Origin of the sequence: Paraclostridium sordellii (genome assembly GCF_000953675.1) — a bacterium.
GTDB classification, from domain to species: domain Bacteria; phylum Bacillota; class Clostridia; order Peptostreptococcales; family Peptostreptococcaceae; genus Paraclostridium; species Paraclostridium sordellii.
This window is the reverse complement of sequence record NZ_LN679998.1, coordinates 3,243,050-3,258,403: the sequence shown is the minus strand read 5'-3', so window position 1 is coordinate 3,258,403 and position 15,354 is coordinate 3,243,050. Positions and strand designations below refer to the sequence as shown.

General features: G+C 25.8%; 14 protein-coding genes. 11 read left to right on the top strand and 3 right to left on the bottom strand.

Annotated features, from left to right (window positions below; all coding sequences use genetic code 11):
* Positions 1-120 precede the first annotated feature (120 nt).
* Together ATCC9714_RS15755 and ATCC9714_RS15750 are read left to right on the top strand one after the other, a co-directional pair.
* Entirely contained in the window at positions 121-2,676 is a 2,556-nt protein-coding gene (locus ATCC9714_RS15755) for an ABC transporter permease (protein WP_057545813.1), read from the top strand.
* Positions 2,677-2,698: 22 nt separating this feature from the next.
* Positions 2,699-3,361 carry an ABC transporter ATP-binding protein gene (locus ATCC9714_RS15750; RefSeq protein ID WP_151433251.1) on the top strand — a complete coding sequence of 221 codons (663 nt, stop codon included), beginning with the start codon at positions 2,699-2,701 and terminating at the stop codon, positions 3,359-3,361.
* Between the two features lie 38 nt (positions 3,362-3,399).
* Here the strand turns inward: ATCC9714_RS15750 and ATCC9714_RS15745 are convergent, their stop codons facing one another.
* Both ATCC9714_RS15745 and ATCC9714_RS15740 read right to left on the bottom strand, forming a co-directional pair.
* Positions 3,400-4,395, bottom strand: coding sequence for an ATP-binding protein (locus tag ATCC9714_RS15745; protein ID WP_057545815.1), 996 nt, complete (start codon positions 4,393-4,395; stop codon positions 3,400-3,402).
* A gap of 22 nt (positions 4,396-4,417) precedes the next feature.
* Entirely contained in the window at positions 4,418-5,476 is a 1,059-nt protein-coding gene (locus ATCC9714_RS15740) for a DnaD domain protein (protein ID WP_057539001.1), read from the bottom strand.
* Between the two features lie 96 nt (positions 5,477-5,572).
* Here ATCC9714_RS15740 and ATCC9714_RS15735 point away from each other — a divergent pair, with 96 nt between their 5' ends.
* From ATCC9714_RS15735 to ATCC9714_RS15715, 5 genes are all read left to right on the top strand, one after another.
* Positions 5,573-7,036, top strand: coding sequence for a M1 family metallopeptidase (locus ATCC9714_RS15735; protein ID WP_057549798.1), 1,464 nt, complete (start codon positions 5,573-5,575; stop codon positions 7,034-7,036).
* Between the two features lie 88 nt (positions 7,037-7,124).
* The gene (locus ATCC9714_RS15730) at positions 7,125-7,919 is read left to right on the top strand and encodes an MBL fold metallo-hydrolase (protein ID WP_057545817.1); all 795 of its coding nucleotides are present in this window, start codon (positions 7,125-7,127) and stop codon (positions 7,917-7,919) included.
* Between the two features lie 14 nt (positions 7,920-7,933).
* On the top strand, positions 7,934-8,413 hold the full coding sequence (gene rlmH / locus ATCC9714_RS15725; RefSeq protein ID WP_021127010.1) for a 23S rRNA (pseudouridine(1915)-N(3))-methyltransferase RlmH: 480 nt from the start codon (positions 7,934-7,936) through the stop codon (positions 8,411-8,413).
* A 249-nt stretch (positions 8,414-8,662) separates the two neighbouring features.
* Complete coding sequence (locus tag ATCC9714_RS15720; protein WP_057545818.1) at positions 8,663-10,000, top strand: hypothetical protein; 1,338 nt, start codon at positions 8,663-8,665, stop codon at positions 9,998-10,000.
* A gap of 18 nt (positions 10,001-10,018) precedes the next feature.
* Entirely contained in the window at positions 10,019-11,806 is a 1,788-nt protein-coding gene (locus tag ATCC9714_RS15715; protein WP_057545819.1) for an ATP-binding protein, read from the top strand.
* Positions 11,807-11,965: 159 nt separating this feature from the next.
* Here the strand turns inward: ATCC9714_RS15715 and ATCC9714_RS15710 are convergent, their stop codons facing one another.
* Positions 11,966-12,595, bottom strand: coding sequence for a GNAT family N-acetyltransferase (locus tag ATCC9714_RS15710; RefSeq protein ID WP_021127004.1), 630 nt, complete (start codon positions 12,593-12,595; stop codon positions 11,966-11,968).
* Positions 12,596-12,821: 226 nt separating this feature from the next.
* Here ATCC9714_RS15710 and ATCC9714_RS15705 point away from each other — a divergent pair, with 226 nt between their 5' ends.
* The 4 genes from ATCC9714_RS15705 to ATCC9714_RS15690 all read left to right on the top strand — a co-directional run bounded on the left by ATCC9714_RS15705 (position 12,822) and on the right by ATCC9714_RS15690 (position 15,274).
* Positions 12,822-13,145, top strand: a complete 324-nt coding sequence (locus tag ATCC9714_RS15705) for a hypothetical protein (RefSeq protein ID WP_057545820.1) — start codon at positions 12,822-12,824, stop codon at positions 13,143-13,145.
* 113 nt (positions 13,146-13,258) lie between these two features.
* A complete protein-coding gene (locus ATCC9714_RS15700) occupies positions 13,259-14,008 on the top strand; it encodes a hypothetical protein (protein WP_057545821.1) in 750 nt (249 codons plus the stop codon).
* A gap of 142 nt (positions 14,009-14,150) precedes the next feature.
* A complete protein-coding gene (locus tag ATCC9714_RS15695) occupies positions 14,151-14,489 on the top strand; it encodes a DsrE family protein (RefSeq protein ID WP_021126999.1) in 339 nt (112 codons plus the stop codon).
* 11 nt (positions 14,490-14,500) lie between these two features.
* Positions 14,501-15,274 (top strand): TSUP family transporter, encoded by a 774-nt coding sequence (locus tag ATCC9714_RS15690; RefSeq protein ID WP_057545822.1) that lies wholly within the window; start codon positions 14,501-14,503, stop codon positions 15,272-15,274.
* Positions 15,275-15,354 lie beyond the last annotated feature (80 nt).

The window sequence follows — 15,354 nt, the reverse complement described above, 5'->3', positions numbered from 1 at the left end:
AAACTTAAGCAACACACCTATTTTTCAAGGGCGTTGGAGACATGAGCAAAGCGAGTTTTTATAAGAAATTATTAAAGCAGAGTTATGTAAAGGGTGTAATTATAAAAAGGTGGGGATATTTTGAAAATTAGTTTTAAGTTAGCAATTGCTTATATGAAAGAGCAAAAAGGAAGAACGATAGCACTAATAACAAGTATAGCACTAGCAGTAATATTAGTTTTTGCATTAAATGTTATACCAGAAACACAAAATAAATTTGAAATTGAACAAGCATATAAAAACTTTAGTGACTATCATGTTGAATACAGTAATTTAGAAAATGATACAGTTGATAAGTTAAAAAAAGATAAAGAAGTAACTGAAATTAATGATGTATTAGGCTTAGGTAAAATTGTAGGAAAAAATGGAACATCATTACAATTAAATTCTTATAGTAAAGATTTTTTAGATTCTTATGGATATGAATTAATAAAAGGAAATGGACCTAAAAATACAAATGAAATAGTACTGGAAGAAAAAGCATTAAAAGAAATGAACTTGAATGATGATTTAAATCAAGAAATTGATTTTAAAATTGTAAAATACTATGTAGATAAAAATAATGAAAATCAAATATTTAGTAAAGATAAAAAATTTAAATTAGTTGGTATAGTTAAAAAGCCATATGAATTTTATAACGAATCAAGAGGTGAAGACCATGGAGTAAAAGCTTTTACAAAAGATAATTCTAATGAAGCTATTTTACCAAATAATTTAGTTACTCATAATGGTGTTTTATATTTAAATACATCAAAACCTGACTTTGGTAAAGTTTATGAAATGATAAATAAGTATGGGTTAGATGATTTTAGGTTTAGAGTAAATGTGGGATTAACAGATGCATTAAATGAGTATAAAGAGTCAAAGACAACTTTATATATACTAAGACAAAAACTATACCCTATGTTAGCGGCAACGCTAGTTATATCCAATATATTCAGTATTGTTCTTATAGATATTACAAAACAAATAGGAATTTTAAGAGCAATAGGTCTATCTAAAAGTAAAGTAAGACTTATGATACTCATAGAAAGTGTTGTAGTTTTAATATTAGGGCTTTTACTTGGATTCTTGTTAGGAGTTGTATCATCTTATTTAGGTTTTTATGTTATCTATAAAAAATTTGTACACCTCTATATAAGTAAAGTAAGTATATTAGAACCTATGATAATGGCTATTATAGCTGTATTAATATCTAGCCTAGTTCCAATATATAAAAGCGGAAAAATATCACCAATAGATGCCATTAGAAGCAGTGATAAAGTTAATAAAAGACAAAAAAATAGATTTTATTATAAATTAATAAGAAAAATATTTGGATTCACAGGAGAGATGGCTTATAAAAACTTATGGAGAAATAAAGTAAGGACAATATTATGTATTATATCTATAAGTTTAGGAGGGATGCTTTTTATAAATACAATGGGTTTAAAAAACAGTGAAGATAGAACTTCGAATAATAACCAAATGCCTGTTATGATGATGGGTAATAACGATATAAAGGTATTTAACAATTACAATAATACTAACTCAGATTTTATAAAATATAGCAAAGATGAAATAGAAAAAATTTCAAGAATAAAAGGAGTAAAAAATGTAAATCCAATTATGGCGTTAAATGGATACTTCCTAGTAAATTCGAAAGACTTAACCACAAAATATAAAAGTTCAAATGGGATAAGTGATGAAAGTAAAAAATTAGAAGAATCTCTAGAAATTGAAGGACATAGTAACAATAGCTTGAAAAATTTAGATAAGTATATTGAAAATGGAGAAAACATAAATAATAAAAGTAAGGGAAAATACCCAAAAGCTTTAGTAACAAATTATTTTTATTCTATTCAAGAGCATTCTCCTAATACAAAGTTGCTTAATGATATGAAAATAGGAGATTTAATAGATATAAAAATTCCTACTATAAAAAATAATAAATTAGAGTATAAAAATGAAAAAGTAGAAGTTGCTGGTATTTTAAATGGAGATTATGTTTTACAAGAAGGTGGTCTTCCTGGTGGAATAAAAGTCGTATTAAATGAAGAAGACTTTAAAAATATAAGTGGAAAGAATGATTACAATAAAATAAATATACAAATTGAAAAAGGTAGCGATAAAAAGGTTGAAAATGAAATATCTAAAATTATAAGTAAAAATCCATTTTCAAAAGTAGAGAGTAAATATAATTACAAAAACTTTTATATTAAACAAACTGAAAAAAATACAAAAGAAACATTGGTAATTGTAGGGTTAATGCTCTTAATATCTTCTATAAATATGCTATGCATAATAAAGGCGAATATAATGACTAGAATGAAAGAACTTTCAACATTAAGAGCGATAGGAATGAGTACTAAAAAACTTAAAAATATGATTATAAAAGAAAATATAATGTATGCAGTCTTTGCATCTATAGTTGCTAGCGTATTTGCAAGTCATAGTCTTTATGAATTTAATAAACTTGATAACTTGGCAAGGAGACAAGTATTTGGAGCTAAGGAAGATATTAAGTTTGTATTACCTATATTTGAGAGCTTTGAGTTTTTAATAGTATCTATAATTATATGCTTAATAGCAGTGTTTTTATGTAAAGAGAAAATAGAAAAAATGAGTATAGTAGAAGGTTTAAATACAAATGAATAAAGGTGGGGATTTTGTGACGAACATGTTAGATATAATAAGTTTAAATAAAATTTATGGAAGAGGTGAGAATAAAGTACAAGCATTAAAAGATATAAATTTATCTATAGAAAAAGGCAAATTTACGGCTATAATAGGTCCTAGTGGAAGTGGTAAAAGTACCCTTTTAAACTGTATTGCGGGATTAGATAATATATCATCAGGAAAAGTTCTTTTAGAAGGAGAAGATATTTCAATTTTAAATGATAATAGCTTATCAAAATTAAGAAGTGAAGAGTTTGGGTTTATATTTCAAAGTTTTAACTTAATACCAGTTATAAATGTATATGAAAATATAATACTTCCAATATCAATAGATGATAAAAAAGTAGATAAAGAACATATAGATAATATAATTGATAAGTTAGGACTTAAAGATAAAATTAATAAATTTCCAAATGAATTGAGTGGTGGTCAACAGCAAAGGGTTGCTATTGCAAGAGCTTTAGCTAATAAACCTAAAATAATCTTTGCAGATGAACCAACAGGAAATTTAGATAGTAAAACTACAGATGAAGTTATGAATTTGTTAAACAGTTGTGTTGAAGAATTTGGACAAACTTTAGTTATGATAACTCATAATAATGAAATTGCTAAAATGGCAGATGTTTGTATTGAAATCAGAGATGGTAAAATTAAATATAGATAAAATTAAAAAATGACTAAGATAGAAAATACGTAGATTTTCTACTTAGTCATTTTTTGTTCCCATCTTAAATCATTTCCTATAAATTTAACCATTCTGAACCTATCAAATATTCTAGAGAATATTCTAATTGCATAAATGTCGCCTAACTGTATTGGTGATAAATTAGTAGATATTATAGTTTTCTTTCCTGACAAGAGTCTAGTATTAAGAATATTAAACAACTCACTATTAGTAAAAGAATTAGTTAGTTCCGTACCTAAATCATCTATTATTAATAAATCACAATCAAATAAATTAGAGTAGTTATCCTTAGTTATATGATCATGTGTACTTTTAAACTTATAATCTTCTATAATCTCAAACATTTTAAATGCAGTTTGATATATTACTAAATAACCTTTATCTAAAAGTTCTTTTGCTACACAGTTGCACATAAAACTTTTACCTAAACCAGTATCACCATAGAAAAGCATATTTTCACCATTATCTTTATCAAAGTTCATAACAAATCCCTCACATATAGATAATATTTCAAGTATATTTTCTTGAGGAGACATTCCTGCTGACTCATCTCTTTCTTGAGAAAAGATAGATGCATCAAAAGTGGAAAAGTTTTGATTATGGAGAACTCTAGATAAATTAGACATATTATAAGCTTCATTAACTATTTTTTGCTTTAAACAATTGCACTTATGTCCATTTGATAAAAAACCTGTATCTTTACATAAGACACAATCAAACTTAAGATTTAAATAACCTTTAGGAACTTTATTGTCTGCTAAAATCATTTCTTTTTTGAATTTTAAGTCATTCATTCTTGTTTTTGTTTCTTCTAATATTTTATCTTTATCACTTGGATTTAAAAGAACTAATTTAGCAAGTTTTAAACCTATAGATCCTATTTCATCATCTATTTCTTTTATTTCAGGTATTCTAGAATAGACTTTCTTTTTTCTTTCCTCTAGTTCACATTCTGATTGTTCTCTTTTTCTTTCATATGAAGTAAGTATATCTCTAAGTGTTATTTCTTTCATCTAATCACCTACCTAAAATATATTATTTAAATTTTCCCTTTTGACTTTCTTGAAGTATTTTTTCTAATTCATCTGAACTATACTTATTGAAAGTTTGATTTATATTGTGGAATCTAGTTTTTACTTTTTGGCTATTACCTTTACTTGTACTAGAATTAGACTTCTTCGTTTCAGATTTACGTTTAAATTCTTCCTCAGATGCTGCTAGATCTTCTAATGTTTTGATATTTTTTTCGTTCCAACTCTTAACAATACCATTAATATAAGATATTGAAGGATTTGAAATATTTTTAGATTTAGAGCAAGCTTCTAAAATAAGTTCTATATCAAATTTGTATTTATCAAACCAATTATCCATAACTTCTTTTTCTGCTCTAGTAGGTTGTCTAGAAAATCCAAGCTCATTAAATACAGTTTTGTACATCATAAATCTTTTACTTCTTTCTAAAAAGCTATTTTCTACTTCTTCAGGGGTATATAAGCTTGCATCATACCAATTTCTTATAATACCTTCTATGTAGCTAACCGGCTTAGAAGTTCCTGTCTTTTCCTTAACGTGTTCATAAGCACATAAAATCATATCTGTACTCATATTATATTTATCCATCATATCTAGGATTGATATTTTTTCACTTGGTTGTAGATATCTTCCTACTACTTGATTTATTGAATTAAACATTTTTCTAATTTGAGGATTTTCACCTGCTGAAACAATGTTGTTAACGTCTGATTGTATAGATTGATTTGTATTTAATATGTTTTCCATATATATTTTTTTCAAATCTAAAAATTCTATCGAAAAACTAAAATCATTATTTCCTTCATCTTTATGTTTTTTTATAAGTTGTTTTTCTTCCCAAAAATCCCAGGCAGACAATACATCAGATAATGGTATATTTAAGTTTTTAGCAATAGAATTATTATCAAAATTAGGATTAGAAGTCGTATCACAGGCATATCTATAGCCTAGTAAATAAACTTGTACGTATAATCCATTAGCCATAGGCATAAATATATCTATAAATATGTTATCAATAGTAGTTTGACCTAAATCTATTTCATTGACTTCTTTAAAAAACATTTCATCACCTCAAATTGATTATATCATAAAATCTATCACAAATTTATTTTGGAAAAAATTAAAGCAGTTCATTTAAATAAAAGAGGAGGAATTTAATTGATTATTGATTTTAGTAAAAAAAATCGTATTATTATAATATTTTCATTTATATTTATAATATTCTTTTCAGGTCTAATTTTTTTGCGAAAAACACCTGATAAATCTGTATTAAATGAAAGTAATAAAAAACTTAATAAATATAATATAGAGGTGATTTTAGAAGATGAGGTAAAAAGATTAAAATGCAACCAAAATATAGAATATGTCAATAATACAAACTCAAAGTTAAGAAGTTTATATTTTCATATATATCCAAATGCTTTTTCAAAGGAAGAATTTGCACCATTTGAAAAAACTCAGATGAATCAAGCGTACCCCAATGGGTTTAACGAGGGATACATAAGTATTGAAAATATAATAATTGAAGGAAAGAAAGTAAATTATGAGATTCAAGGAGAAAAAAATGATATATTAGAATTAAAATTAGATAAACCATTAGATAAAAATGATTCAATTTACATAGATATGAAATTTAATATAAAATTACCAAACTCCTGTGGTAGATTTGGGTATGGTCAGGATACTATAAATATAACAAATTGGTTCCCTATAGCATGTGTATATGATAAAAAGGGATGGAATACAAAAAGCTATGAAACTATAGGTGATCCATTTTATAGTGATATAAATGACTTTAAGGTCAAAATTTTAGTGCCAGCAAAATACATAGTAGGAAGTACAGGTAATATAGTAGAAACCAAGACAGATAATAAAAAATCATTATACGATATTGAAGCAAAAAGTGTGAGAGATTTTGCTTTAATTCTAAGTGATAAATTTAAGGTTAAAAAGGATAAATTAAAAGATATAGAAATAACTACATACAATTTAAACCCAGAATTTTCAGAGATAAGTACTAAAATTGCAAAAGATTCTATAGAAATATTTAGTGAGCTATTTGGAGAATATCCATATAATAAATATTCAGTAATAGCTAGTGATTTTTATATAGGAGGAATGGAATATCCTATGATATCTATGATTGATAAAAATTTATATACAAACAAAAACAAGTTTTTATTAGAATATGTGATAGCTCATGAAACTGCACATCAATGGTGGTATGGAACAGTTGGAAATGATGAAGTTAATGAACCTTGGATAGATGAAGCATTGACGGAATACTCTACTATATTGTATTTTGAAAAAAGGTATGGAAAAGAGTACTTGGATAGATTGATTGAAAATATGGAAGCTCAAAGTAGATCGTATTCAGATGAAAATATCTTTAAACCTAGTAGCCAATATAAAAATTCAACAGAATATAGTTTAAATGTATATACTAGAGGAGCTGTACTATTTCATAAAATAAGAGAAGAAGTTGGAGATAAGGTATTTTTTGATGTTTTAAAGGATTACTACAAAACATATAAGTTTAAAAATGTAAATGGGACTCAATTTGTAGAATTATGGAAAAAAAACGGAGTCGATATAGAAAAGATAATAGGAAAAAATAAGTAATTTTAGATTATAGCCTTAAAAAATTTTTTAAGGCTATAATTTTTTGGTATAATATAATCTATGATTGTCAACAGAGAGAGGTGAATGAATGCTAGAATATAGTTCTATTGGAAGTGGAAGTAGCGGGAATTGCCATTATATTGGATGCAAGAACACTAAGATTTTAGTTGATGCAGGTCTTAGTGGTAAAAAGATTACAACCAATTTAAAGGATTTAGATATAGATGCAAGTACATTAAAAGGGATTTTTATAACGCATGAACATTCAGATCATATAAAAGGAGCTGGAATTTTATCTAGAAAATTTGATCTACCTATATTTGCTAATGTGAAAACATGGTGTGCTATGAAGGACAAGCTTGGAGAAATTCAAGATAAAAATATGAAGGTTTTTGAAAATGATAAAACTTATGCACTAGATGATTTAATAGTAAGACCTTTTTCAACATCACATGACTCAGCAGATTCAGTAGGATTTAATTTTTATAATAATAAACAAGAGAAAATTTCTATAGCAACAGATATAGGTTGTATAACAGAAAACATAAAGAAACATTTATATAAATCAAAATTAGTAGTTTTAGAGTCAAATTTTGATCCAAATATGTTAATGATGGGATCCTATCCATACGCATTAAAGAAGAGAGTAATGTCAGAGACAGGACATTTATCAAATGAAGAAGCAGCTAAGTTTTGTGTTGATTTAGTTAATCAAGGAACAGAATCTATATTACTTGCACATTTGAGTAAAGAAAATAACTTTCCTGAATTAGCATATGAAACTTCAAAAGGGATATTACTTCAAAATGATATGATAGTTGGACAAGATTTAAAGTTAGATGTGCTTTTAAGAGATGAGCCATCAGATATATATAGATTGTAAGATTGGAGATATTTATGAATATAACTATAATAAGCGTTGGAAAGCTTAAAGAAAAATATCTAAAATTAGGTATAGAAGAATTTAGTAAGAGGTTATCTAAGTACTGTAAACTAGATATGATAGAATTAGACGATGAAAAATGCCCAGAGAATTTAAGTGATAAGGACATGGAGATTGTAAAAAATAAAGAGGGACAAAAAATATTATCAAAAATAAAAAATAATAGCTATGTTATAGCTTTAGCTATTGATGGTAAAAACTTATCATCAGAAGAATTAGCAGATACTATAAGTAAGCTAGCTGTTAGAGGTATTAGTCATATAACTTTTATTATAGGAGGATCTTTAGGTTTGGCGGATGAGGTTTTAAAAAGAGCGGATTATAAATTATCTTTTTCTAAGATGACTTTCCCTCATCAACTTATGAAGTTAATTCTTTTAGAACAGGTTTATAGATCTTTTAGAATAAATAACAATGAACCGTACCACAAGTAAGGGAGCGAGATTTTTAACAAAAACAGTATCTTTAACTTAAATTTAATAGCAAGTATGCATATGGTGAACTGTATTCACCATTGAAATATAAAAAAAGATGTTAATTTGAAATTAACATCTTTTTTATATAAAATATTTTATACTAATAAAATGAAAAAAATGGGATTACATTACAATATTATATAATAATATTATATAATATATATCTAAGCTTATAACTAAATCGTAATTATACTATGGAGGAGTTAAATGGGGAGAACAGCAGATTATACAATAAAGGGTTTTTTATATCAATTTAATTTAACCTTATTAAAAATTTTAGAGAGCGAAGATAATGATGAAATAACAGTTGAAGGTATTATTGAAGATATTGATGTAAATTCAAATGGACTAATCAATGCAATACAGTGTAAATACCATGAAACTAAAGGAAAATATACACTATCAGATTTATACAAACCAATATTACAAATGATGGTACATTATTGTGAAAATCAAAATGAAAATATTAAATATACTTTATATGCATATTTTTCTGATGAAGAATGTAGAAAAGTAGAACTTACTATAGACGAATTAAAATCTATATTTAAAACAGAGAATAAAGAATATATAGCAAAGTATATTTCTAAAATCATTGTACCGAAATGTACTAATATACAAAATTTAATAACAAAAGATAGTAACACTAAAGCTGAAAAAGATACGATTGCATCATATTACATAGAAAATTTATCTGAATTGGAGCCAATCATAAGAATGGAATCATTTATAGAGAAATTTGAGTTAGTATTAGGTGAGAGTTTTGAAGATATATGCGAAAAAGCTAAAAATGAATTAGAAAGTTCTGACTTGTCGGGTCAAGACATAGAAGATTTATTTTATCCTAATTCTATACAACAAATAGCAGACTTAAGTGTATTACATAGTGAAGAAGATAGAGTTATAAAGAAGTCCGATTTTATAAAAAATTTAAAACACAAAAAAAGAACAGCAATAACTAGATGGACATTAGAATTAAAATCTTATAAAAAGATTATGGATAAAAGAAGAATGCAGATAAATTCGAGACTAAAAAACAATAGCAAAGTGGTAAATTTTATACTAGATGCAGAATCTATTGAAGATTTTGATGAAGAGTTAATAACATTTATAAATGATTATAATTTAAAGTATAATTACAAAATAGAACTACATGAAACACCAATGTTTTGTTTAGATGGACTGACTAAGTTAGAGATAGACATATATAACCTAGAAGAAAGATTATATAGAAGAAATATATCATATGAAAATGGAATGCGAGGTAAACGATTTTTTAAGGATGCACTGATGAGAGAACCTAAAAAGATACAAAGAAGAAACGGGCAATCAGATTGGAAAGAATTTTCAATAAGATTTACTGGATACAGTGATGATATAGTAGATACTATTAATACATTTAAACCTAATATTTTATTTATAATTAGCGAAAAAAAATATGAAGATTTAGATACTCAGGATGTAGAACTGGAACAATTAACGATAAGAAATTTTAATGAACTAAGATATTTACTTAAGCTAAGTGATAGTCTTGAGAATAATTAACTATAGGGGGATATAATTATGTCAAATGAAAATATAATAGGAAGAGTTATTGAAAGTACACCAAGTTATATTAATCTAATAATAGATGACAATAATACATTAGAACAGAATAAAGAAGTTTTACAAATAGGCAAGTTTTTAAAAGTAAAAGAAGGGAATAGCAATTTTGTAATAGGTTCAATTCAAAATATTAAGTTATCTCAGATAAGTGATACAGAGGTTAAATATATAATACAATTACAGCCAATAGGATGTATAAATGATAATAATGAATTTTTTCAGGGTGGACTTAGACTACCATCTCCTACTGAAGAAGTGTATTTGATAAAGGATGAAGAATTAAAGCAAATTTTTTGTGAGAATGAACAATTTTCTTTTGAATTTGGGGTATTAAGTCAAAATAGAGATATAAAGATGTATATAGATGGTAATAAATTTTTTGGTAAACATATTGGGATTGTCGGGTCAACAGGTTCTGGGAAATCATGTACAGTAGCTAAAATATTACAGGATGCTGTAGGTATTAATAATAATAGTAATATACATAAATTGAATCAAAAAAATGCACATATTATAATATTTGATATTCATGATGAATACCAAAAGGCATTTAGGTTATATGATGACCAAGATTTTAATCTTAATGTACTTAGTGTAGATACATTAAAATTACCATACTGGTTAATGAATTCAGAAGAATTAGAGTCAATTTTTATAGAAAGTGGAGAAAATAATTCTCATAATCAAATATCTCAGTTTAAGAATGCGGTAATAATGAATAAGATAAAACATAATCCAGATTTAGATGAATCAAAGATAACATATGATACACCTATATTTTTTGATATTATTGAGGTATATAACTACATATATAACATAAATAATGAAGTAATAAATAAAAAAGCAGGAGAACAACAATTACCAAAATTAGATTGTGGATCTCTAATAATGGATAGAAATGAATATTTTAAGAATAAAAAGAATTTTTGTCCTACAAGTACAGCAAAAGACGCAAAAGCATCTAACGGACCATTTAATGGAGAATTTGAAAGATTTATATCTAGGTTAGATACTAAGTTGAATGATAAAAGATTAGAATTTTTACTTAAACCATATAAAAATAGAGAAGCAAAAGAACTATATAAGTCGAATGACTTTGAAGATATTCTAAAACAATTTTTAGGATATATTGATAAATCTAATGTTACTATAATAGATTTAAGTGGGATACCGTTTGAGGTATTAAGTATAACAATTAGTTTAATATCTAGATTGGTATTCGATTTTACATTTCATTATTCAAAACTAATGCATTCTATTGGAAAGAAGAATGATATTCCTTTTATGATTGTATATGAAGAAGCACATAACTATATACCTAAGCAGGGTGGAAGTGAATATAAAGCTTCTAAAAAGTCTATTGAACGTATTGCAAAAGAGGGTAGAAAATATGGTTTAAGCTTAATGGTCGTAAGTCAACGTCCATCTGAAGTATCAGATACAATATTTTCTCAATGTAATAACTTTGCAGTATTGAGATTAACTAATGTAAATGATCAAAGTTATATAAAACATTTACTTCCTAATAATACAAGTTCAATAGCTGACGTACTACCTACTTTATCTTGTGGAGAGTGTTTAATAGTAGGTGATTCTGTTCCATTACCTTCTATAGTTAAGCTAGAGAAGCCAAACCCAGAACCTGAGTCAGAAAGTATAGCATTTCACTGTGAATGGAAAAAAGAATGGAATAATATTGATTTTACAGACGTGATTAATAGATGGAGAAAAGAAGATTTAGAATAAAAGTAGATAAAAACACGCTCCGTAGGGTACGGTACGGAGAACCGTACCACAAGTAAATGATATTATTTATAAAAATTACAAAAAAGACATAATATTTAATTTAAATATTATGTCTTTTATTATATATGCAAATAGTTTTAATAAAAATCTAAAGTGTATTTAAAAATTATAGCTGTATAGAAATATGTTTAAACTTGACCATATAGAATCAAAATATACCTCTTTTTCATCTATCCTATTAAAATTTTGACTATCGTAAAATCCATAGTTACATCTAGTATCTGTAAATAAATATAAAGATTTTACATCCATACTTTTCATATAATCAAATAAATACTTAATCAAGTTTTTTCCAACCCCAAGACCTCTAGACTCTCCAGATACGACAAATAACTGTATACAACCTTGGAATGTATTTTCTTTTTTCTTGATGAGTTCTTTGTAAGTATCTGTAATTTTTGAGAACTCTTTAAATAAGTTTTTATTTTCTTCATTAGAAATAATTAAATCAACTTCGTTGTTGTTAAAATTTAAAGGATTGCCATAATTACTTATACGGTTTTTATCCTTTTTAGCATTTCCTAAAATAAAACCAATTACCTTATCATCCATTTGATCTACATTACTAAATGAACTATTTAAAATACAATCTTGAAGATAACCACTTAATACTATATCTAATAACTCCTTATCTTTAATAAATTCAGTAAAGCCGAATGCATCTCCAATCAATTGCTTAATTATTTCATAATCTGAATCAAGTATATTCCTATATATTACCCTCTTCATACTAAAACTTCCTTTCATATAACCAAAATTAAATTTATTGTATTTAAATAGAAATATCTACTCTAAAGGGAGAGTCAATAAAAATTTTATAGAGTATAAGTTTAATTTTTGTATTCAAAACAGCTACATGATTTAGAAAAAATTATAGAAGTTAAGAGAAATATTTATTTAGATGCAGAGTTCTTTATTGCAAAAATGAATACTATGATAGGGAGGAGTTGATAAAATGAATTCATATAAAGAAAACTATAATAAATATGAATGTAAAATTTATGATAAGTGTGAAAAATTAATGAATTACCATGCTATATTTAAAATGAAAGATGGACGTATGTTTGACGGGATTATTGAACATGTAGATGGAAGCTATGTGACTGTATTGGTTGGAGAGGATATGGTAGATAAAGAGTGTAAAAATCAAAACAATAAAAGACAGTCTGGATTTTCGAGAAGATATAGAAGATATAGAAGAAGAGCTATTCCTCTTTCTAGTTTGATTGCATTATCATTGTTGGCATATCCTTATACAACTCCACCATTTAGATATTAAAATATTAAAACAATATAATTTAAGAAAGCATCTTAATATTAAGATGCTTTTTTAGTTATATTAATATATAATTGGAATAAAATTTGAGAGTTTATATATCAAAGGAGGGTATTATGAAAAAGACATTATATGATTATCAAGATGCTATTATGAAACTGCCTATTAAGGATAAATATACAAAAGATGAGATATTAACCAAAAATTTTTTAATTGAAAAACAAGGTAATATGGAAATTTTTTATGCTCCGCATAATGAATATTTAAATTCTAAAGCAAAGATATTTATAATTGGAATAACACCGGGATTTCAACAAATGAGTACGGCTATATCTACAGCAAGAAAAGAATTTGAAAAGGGAACTAGTATTGAGGAAATACAATATAAATGTAAAGTAGCTGGAAGATTTAGTGGAAGCCTAAGAAAAAATATAATAGGTATGTTAGATGAAATAAAACTTAATGATGCTTTAAAAATAAATAGTTGTAAAGAATTATTTGAAGATAAGGATTATTTACTACATACTGTTTCTCTAATTCCATATCCTGTTTTTGTAAATAAACAAAACTATTCAGGACATACTCCAAAATTAATAAAAAGTGAGTTTTTGATGAAGTATGTTTATGAAAATTTTATAAATGAATTTAAAAGTTTAGATAAGCTGGAAGAAGTACTATTGATACCGCTTGGAAAAGCTGTTCAAGATGTATTATTAAAATTAAGTGAGGATAATCTAGTTTATAAAAATCAAATACTATTAGGGTTTCCACATCCATCAGGGGCTAATGTAAACAGAGTTAAACAATTAGAAGAAAATAAAGATTACCTAAAAGCCTTGATAAGTTCTAAATTTAAATCAATATAGGTATCTAAAATTTAGATGATATTTATTAAAAAGTATTATGATTATAAGCTATACAGTAGCGTTACCATATTTATATGGAGGGTATAAATCTTTAATAGGGTAAATATTTAAGAAAAATTATTAGAATAGGGGGTAAAGCCAAATGAAAATTATATTACATGTCAATCAACTAGATAGATGGAGTATGGCTTTAGGAAATATAGAAAATCTATTAAATTTAGACCCTAAAATAACATTAGAAATGCTAGTACATGGAGAAGCTATAATAAACTATACTAAGGAGAAAGCTATAGCTTTAAATATATATGATAAGTTGAAGTTATTTTCAAATAAAGGGGTTAGATTTACAGCCTGCAATAATACTTTAAAAAAATTAGATATAAGTTCTGATCAACTTTGTGAGTTTATAGAAGTTGTTCCAGCTGGAGTTATGGAACTTGCAAAAAAACAAAGTGAAGGATTTTATTACATAAAACCTTAAGGTATTACACTATGGAAATTTTATACTTTTTAATAGCGATTATTTCGACGATAATAGGTTCTGCAGCTGGAATAGGTGGAGGCGTTATAATAAAACCTGCATTAGATGCATTGAGTAAATATTCTTTACCTACAGTAAATCTATTATCATCTTCAACTATATTTATTATGTCTATAGTTACAGTATTTTACCAATTAAAGAAAAAGAATAAAATAAATTCTAAAAATACAATTATAGTAGCTATAGGATCTATTATTGGTGGAGTTATAGGTCAAAAAATAATGACTTTAATAACTTCTTCAAGAATTAATATTAATATTATAAATAATGTACAAAGTGTAATGTTAATAATATTGTTATTGATAGTATTTATTTATATGAAAAATAAAAGTAATATTAAAACTTATAATATAAACAATATAACTTTAATTGGATTGCTAGGATTATTTTTAGGAGCTATATCAGCTTTTCTAGGAATAGGTGGAGGTCCAATGAATGTAGCTGCATTTACAATACTCTTTTCAATGTCAGCAAACGAGGCAGCAAGGAATTCTATAATAGTGATATTTTTCTCACAAGGATCTAAGATATTATCTATAGCATTAACTACAGGATTTTCAAACTATAAGTTAGAAATGTTACCTATAATGCTTATAGGAGGGGTTTTAGGTGGAATTATTGGATATAGATTAAATAAATCTGTTTCAGAAAAAAATATAGTAAAAGTATTTAATACAGTTCTTATAGCTATAGTAATACTAAATGTTTATAATATTTTTAAATAAAGAGTAAAATGATGAATTTCAAAGAAAAATAATAAAAAATAATGAAATTTAAGTGTATATTGGATGGAAATTTGTCAATA

Coding starts and splice junctions, on each gene's coding strand:
- ATCC9714_RS15750 (WP_151433251.1), top strand. CDS start 2,699: ATGTTAGATATAATAAGTTTAAATAAAATTTATGGAAGAGGTGAGAAT.
- ATCC9714_RS15730 (WP_057545817.1), top strand. CDS start 7,125: ATGCTAGAATATAGTTCTATTGGAAGTGGAAGTAGCGGGAATTGCCAT.
- ATCC9714_RS15695 (WP_021126999.1), top strand. CDS start 14,151: ATGAAAATTATATTACATGTCAATCAACTAGATAGATGGAGTATGGCT.
- ATCC9714_RS15710 (WP_021127004.1), bottom strand. CDS start 12,595: ATGAAGAGGGTAATATATAGGAATATACTTGATTCAGATTATGAAATA.
- ATCC9714_RS15745 (WP_057545815.1), bottom strand. CDS start 4,395: ATGAAAGAAATAACACTTAGAGATATACTTACTTCATATGAAAGAAAA.
- ATCC9714_RS15690 (WP_057545822.1), top strand. CDS start 14,501: ATGGAAATTTTATACTTTTTAATAGCGATTATTTCGACGATAATAGGT.
- ATCC9714_RS15715 (WP_057545819.1), top strand. CDS start 10,019: ATGTCAAATGAAAATATAATAGGAAGAGTTATTGAAAGTACACCAAGT.
- rlmH (WP_021127010.1), top strand. CDS start 7,934: ATGAATATAACTATAATAAGCGTTGGAAAGCTTAAAGAAAAATATCTA.
- ATCC9714_RS15700 (WP_057545821.1), top strand. CDS start 13,259: ATGAAAAAGACATTATATGATTATCAAGATGCTATTATGAAACTGCCT.
- ATCC9714_RS15740 (WP_057539001.1), bottom strand. CDS start 5,476: ATGTTTTTTAAAGAAGTCAATGAAATAGATTTAGGTCAAACTACTATT.
- ATCC9714_RS15705 (WP_057545820.1), top strand. CDS start 12,822: ATGAATTCATATAAAGAAAACTATAATAAATATGAATGTAAAATTTAT.
- ATCC9714_RS15720 (WP_057545818.1), top strand. CDS start 8,663: ATGGGGAGAACAGCAGATTATACAATAAAGGGTTTTTTATATCAATTT.